The organism is Phenylobacterium sp., from assembly GCF_020253645.1.
In the GTDB taxonomy this organism is placed as follows: domain Bacteria; phylum Pseudomonadota; class Alphaproteobacteria; order Caulobacterales; family Caulobacteraceae; genus Phenylobacterium.
On sequence record NZ_JADCBG010000118.1, the window covers coordinates 1 to 4,943 of the forward strand.

Consider the following 4,943-nt stretch of genomic DNA (forward strand, 5'->3'; position numbering starts at 1 on the left):
CCTGCCGATCATGACCGCCGCCCGCGAGACCGCCGAGGACTACCGGACCCTGCGCCTGTCCCTGAAGGCCCACCCCTGCGCCTTCCTGCGCGAGGAACTGGCCCGGCGGGGGGCGCGGACGGCAGCCGAGCTGGGGCGGATGCGCGACGGCCGCCGCGTCGCCGTGGCGGGCCTGGTCCTGGTGCGCCAGAGGCCCGGCACGGCGAGGGGCGTGGTCTTCATGACCCTGGAGGACGAGACCGGCCCGGCCAACATCATCGTCTGGAAGGATGTCTTCGAGGCGCACAGGCCGGCGGTCATGCGCTCGGGCCTGGCCCTGGTGGAGGGACGGCTGCAGGTCGCCGGCCAGATCATCCACCTGGTGGCCGAGCGGATCACCGACCTGTCCTTCCTGGCCGCCGCCCTGCGGACGGACGAGCCCGGCGAGACGCCTGCGGCCGGCGGCGGACGGCTGGTGGCCAGCCGCGACTTCCACTGAAGGAAGACAGCAAGCCGATGCCACGAAATTCGAACCGAAAGGAAAGGCCGAAGCGGCCGCCAGGGTTGAGAAGGCCCAACCCAGAAACGACTGACCCCGGGAGCATGCCAAAAGGCAGAGGCCGGCCCGGGGTGTACGCCGACACTCTAGTTCGTTCGGACGGGAACGCCAAGTGAACTCTTGGCGGACCCCTGCGATCGACGCGAGCCTGGCGGAGGTCCTGACGCGCGAACGCCTTGGAAAATACCTGGAGGTCGCCTCAGGCGACCTGGATCGCGCACTCGCTCTCTACGAGCGGAACTCCCGGCTCGCAGAAGCCTTCTACACCCCGCTGCAAACACTCGAGATCTGCCTTCGAAACAGGATCCATCGGACCCTATCAACCGCTTACGGTTCGGAATGGTTCGAGGCGGCTTCAGCACCTCTTCAATCCGACATCCGTCAGGACATCCGGCGCGCCAAAGACGTCGTGTCGAAATCCCGAAAAGCTGAAACGCCGGGAAGGATTGTCGCTGAGCTCAACTTCGGATCCTGGGTCGGCCTCCTGGGGCCGCGCTACGACGCCACACTCTGGAGAGACAGCCTCTACAGAGCCTTCAACGGAACCGGCCGGAACATGAGGCGGGATCGAGTCCATCGCCGCCTGAACGCCCTGCGGCGGCTCCGCAATCGAATTGCGCACCACGAACCCATCTTCCACCGGGATCTTGAGACCGATCATGCCGAAGTGATCGAGGCGATCCGCTGGATGTCTCGGGAGGCGGCGGACTGGGTCCAGAGCATTAGCCGTTTTCCTGAAGTCTTCAGGGCGGACTGACGCCCGGGCGGCGACCCCAAGATCACCCGCCCTTGACGCCCCGCAGGCCCTGCGGCGAAGTCCCTGCCGACAGGGAGACACGCCATGCTGAACATGCTCGCCCGGGCCGCCGCCCTCGCCCTGACGCTGGTCGCCGGGGCCGCCGCCGCGGAGCCCGCGCGGGTGAAGGTGGAGACAGGGGTCCTGGCTGGCGAAACCAGGGAGGGCGTCGGCGTCTGGCGCAACATCCCCTACGCCGCCCCGCCGACAGGCGAGCGCCGCTGGGCCCCGCCCGCCCGGGCCGCGGCCTGGACCGGCGAGCGGGACGCCACCCGGAACGGCCCCTCCTGCGTGCAGAAGATGAACGCCGACGGCTCGCCTAACGGCGGCGGCGCCAACGGACCCATGAGCGAGGACTGCCTGCAGCTGAACGTCTTCGCCCCGGCGAAGGCCCGCAAGGCGCCGGTCATGGTCTGGATCCATGGCGGTAGCCACCGGGAGGGGGCGGGCTGGATCTACGACGGCTCGGCCTTCGCCCGGCAGGGGATCGTGGTGGTGACGATCAACTACCGGCTGGGGCCGCTGGGCTATTTCGCCCATCCCGCCCTGACCGCCGCCGCCCGGAAGGACGAGCCCCTGGGCAACTACGGCCTGATGGACCAGATCGCCGCCCTGCAGTGGGTGAAACGCAACATCGCCGCCTTCGGGGGCGACCCGCGGCAGGTGACGGTGTTCGGCGAGAGCGCCGGGGGCATGAGCACCCTGGCTCTGCTGGCGACGCCGGCCGCGAAGGGTCTCTACGCCCGCGCCATCGTCCAGTCCGGCGGCGGCTGGTTCGCGCCCGTCACGCTGGCCGCAAGGGCTGAGGCCGGGGAGAAGGCCCTGGCGGCCCTGGGCCACGCCAAGGCCTCCGCCGCCAACCTGCGGGCCCTGCCGGCAGAGAGCCTGGTGGCCGGCGTGGGCGGAAGCTTCGGCCCCTTCCCGGACGGGCGGCTCCTGAAGGAGGCCCCCACACAGGCCTTCGCCGCCGGACGGGCCGCCGACGTGCCGCTGATCATCGGCTGGAACTCGGGCGAGGACTCCCTGATGGGCCCCTGGCGGCCGGAGATGATCAACGCCGTGCCCGAGGGCGCCCGAGAGGCCTATCCCGCAGAGGCCGCCAAGGGCGACGAAGCCCTGGCCCGGGCCGTCTTCACCGACCGGGCCATGGGCGCCCCGGCCCGCTGGATCGCCCGCCAGGCCGCCTCGGGCGCCCCGGCCTGGCTCTACCACTTCTCCTACGTGGGAACCCGGTTCCGGCCCTTCACCGACCGCGCCGCCCATGCCGCGGAAATCCAGTACGTCTTCCAGTACTGGGGCCGTCGGACGCCCATGTCGGTGGTTTCGGAGGAGGACCGGGCCATGGCGGCGCTGATGAACGGCTGCTGGGCCGGCTTCGCAAGGACCGGCCGCCCGGACTGCCCCGGGGGCCAGGTCTGGCCCGCCTATTCGCGGGATGCGGACACCCTGCTGGAGTTCGGCCGCGAGACCGGCCTGAGGACTGGCTTCCAGGCGGGTCGCCTGGACTTCCAGGAGGCCAGGGCCCTGCCGGGACTGGCCCTGCCCTGAGCCGCGCCCAAAGGTCACCGCAGAGAGAGGGCGCCTGCCGCTCCGCAGACCCCCTCCGGCCCGGAGCCCTGGCCCCGGGGCGTGGACTTCTGTACCCGGGTCAGAGCGGCGCTGGCCCGACGTCTGCGATCCGAAGACACCTGAAACGGGGTTCCCATCCCGCCTTGGGCGGCAGCGCCTCCACGGCAAAGCCAAGCCTCAGATAGAAACCTGTCGCTCCGGGGTGCGTTTCAGCGTGAATCGGCAGGCCTGGGTGAGCCCTGCAAATCGCCTCTATGAGCGCTCGTCCGTACCCGGAGCCCTGGCGACCTGGCGCCACAGCGATATGGGTGATCTCTACCCCTTCCTGATCCTGTCGAAATCCCGCCGACGCCACCTGGACTCTATTGACGATCGCCTCGACCAGTCCCCGGCCGGGTTCGTCCCGATAGGTAGCGCGGACCCGCGCCATCTTTTCGGACGTGGGATGCCCGACAGCGGCCGCCAAGATTCTCCAGAATTCCTCATCCCCGCCGTCTGGTGGAAGGAATCGAACCTTGTACGGCTTCATGCCGACTCTCCCTGCCGGTCCAGCCAAGGTGCGGCTGCGGGGATCGGGAACCGGGGAAACCAGGCTGAAATGATCTCCGATCGACAGCAAGCCCCCCGTCGTTAAACCCCTTTCAAAGTTTAGGGCTAAGGGTGTGACTGACCCAGACCAGGACCCCTCATGATTCGCGCCCGCAGAGCCCGCATTGTCGCCACGCTCGGACCGGCGACTCGTGAGCCGGAGCAGATCATCGCCCTGGCCAGGGCGGGCGCCGACGTCTTCCGGGTCAATTTCAGCCATGGCGAGCCTGCCGACCACGCCACCGCCATCGCCCGGGTGCGGGCGGCGGAGGTCGAGGTGGGGCGACCGCTGGCGGTGCTGGCGGACCTGCAGGGCCCGAAGATCCGGCTGGGCGAGTTCCGGGACGGTCGCGTGGAGCTGAGCCGGGGCCAGGCCTTCCGCCTGGACCGCGACCCGACGCCGGGGGACTCCCGCCGGGTCTGCGTGCCGCACCCGGAGATCTTCGCCGCCCTGAAGACCGGGGCCGACGTGCTGCTGGATGACGGCAAGGTGCGGCTGAAGGTCGGCCGCTTCGGCCAGGACTTCGCCGAGACCGCGGTGATCAGCGGCGAGGCCCTTTCGGACCACAAGGGCCTGAACCTGCCGGGCCTGGCCATTCCCATCCCCGCCCTGACCGAGAAGGACCGGCTGGACCTCGACTTCGCCCTCGCCCAGGGCGTGGACTGGGTCGCCCTCTCCTTCGTCCAGCGCGCCGCCGACATGGCCGAGCTGAGGCAGATCGTCCTCGGGCGGGCCGGCGTCCTGGCCAAGATCGAGAAGCCCGCCGCCCTGGAGGCCCTGGACGAAATCCTGGACCTGTCCGAGGCGGTGATGGTGGCCCGGGGGGACCTGGGGGTGGAGCTGGCGCCCGAGGATGTGCCGGTGGTCCAGAAGACCCTGGTCCGCGCCGCGCGCATGCGGGGCATCCCCGTCATCGTGGCCACCCAGATGCTGGAGTCCATGATCCATTCGCCGACGCCCACCCGGGCCGAGGCCTCGGACGTGGCCGCCGCCGTCTATGAGGGCGCCGACGCGGTCATGCTGTCGGCGGAGACCGCCGCGGGGGACTATCCGCTTGAGGCCGTGGGCATGATGGACCGGATCCTGACCCGGGTGGAGCGCGACCCGCGCTGGCCCGAGCTGATGGCCGCCGAGTACCCGGTGGAGGACGCCGATGCGGACGCCCTGGTCGCCGCCGCCCGCCGGGCCGCGGACTCCGCCTCCACAGGGTGCCTGGCCGCCTTCACCACGACCGGCCAGACGGCCCTGCGCCTGTCGCGGGAGCGCCCGCTCCAGCCCACCCTGGCCCTGACGACGCGCCTGGCCACCGCCCGGCGCCTGGCCCTGGCCTGGGGCGTGGAGGCCCGGGTGGTCAGCACCATCACCGACCCCGAGGACCTGGCCCGGGTGGCGGTGGACGAGGCCCTGGCGGCGGGGCTTTGCCCCCCCGGGCACCGGGTGCTGATCCTGGC

General features: G+C 70.7%; 5 protein-coding genes. 4 read left to right on the forward strand and 1 reads right to left on the reverse strand.

The genetic code is table 11. The annotated features are described in order from the left end of the window. The 3 genes from INE98_RS08515 to INE98_RS08525 all read left to right on the forward strand — a co-directional run. On the forward strand, window positions 1-478 hold a 478-nt coding region (locus INE98_RS08515; protein ID WP_367120177.1), incomplete at its 5' end, for an OB-fold nucleic acid binding domain-containing protein. Window positions 479-650: 172 nt separating this feature from the next. Next, window positions 651-1,295 (forward strand): Abi family protein, encoded by a 645-nt coding sequence (locus tag INE98_RS08520; RefSeq protein WP_293538193.1) that lies wholly within the window; start codon window positions 651-653, stop codon window positions 1,293-1,295. An 84-nt stretch (window positions 1,296-1,379) separates the two neighbouring features. Then, a complete protein-coding gene (locus INE98_RS08525; protein ID WP_293538195.1) occupies window positions 1,380-2,882 on the forward strand; it encodes a carboxylesterase family protein in 1,503 nt (500 codons plus the stop codon). 100 nt (window positions 2,883-2,982) lie between these two features. Here INE98_RS08525 and INE98_RS08530 read toward each other — a convergent pair whose 3' ends face one another. Next, window positions 2,983-3,432 (reverse strand): GNAT family N-acetyltransferase, encoded by a 450-nt coding sequence (locus INE98_RS08530; protein WP_293538197.1) that lies wholly within the window; start codon window positions 3,430-3,432, stop codon window positions 2,983-2,985. Between the two features lie 159 nt (window positions 3,433-3,591). Between INE98_RS08530 and pyk the strand changes: the two genes are divergently transcribed. After that, a partial coding sequence (pyk, locus tag INE98_RS08535) for a pyruvate kinase (protein WP_293538199.1) occupies window positions 3,592-4,943 on the forward strand: 1,352 nt, incomplete at its 3' end.

Excerpts from the sequence above, each read along its gene's own strand:
- INE98_RS08525 (WP_293538195.1), top strand. The coding sequence starts at position 1,380 with ATGCTGAACATGCTCGCCCGGGCCGCCGCCCTCGCCCTGACGCTGGTC.
- INE98_RS08530 (WP_293538197.1), bottom strand. The coding sequence starts at position 3,432 with ATGAAGCCGTACAAGGTTCGATTCCTTCCACCAGACGGCGGGGATGAG.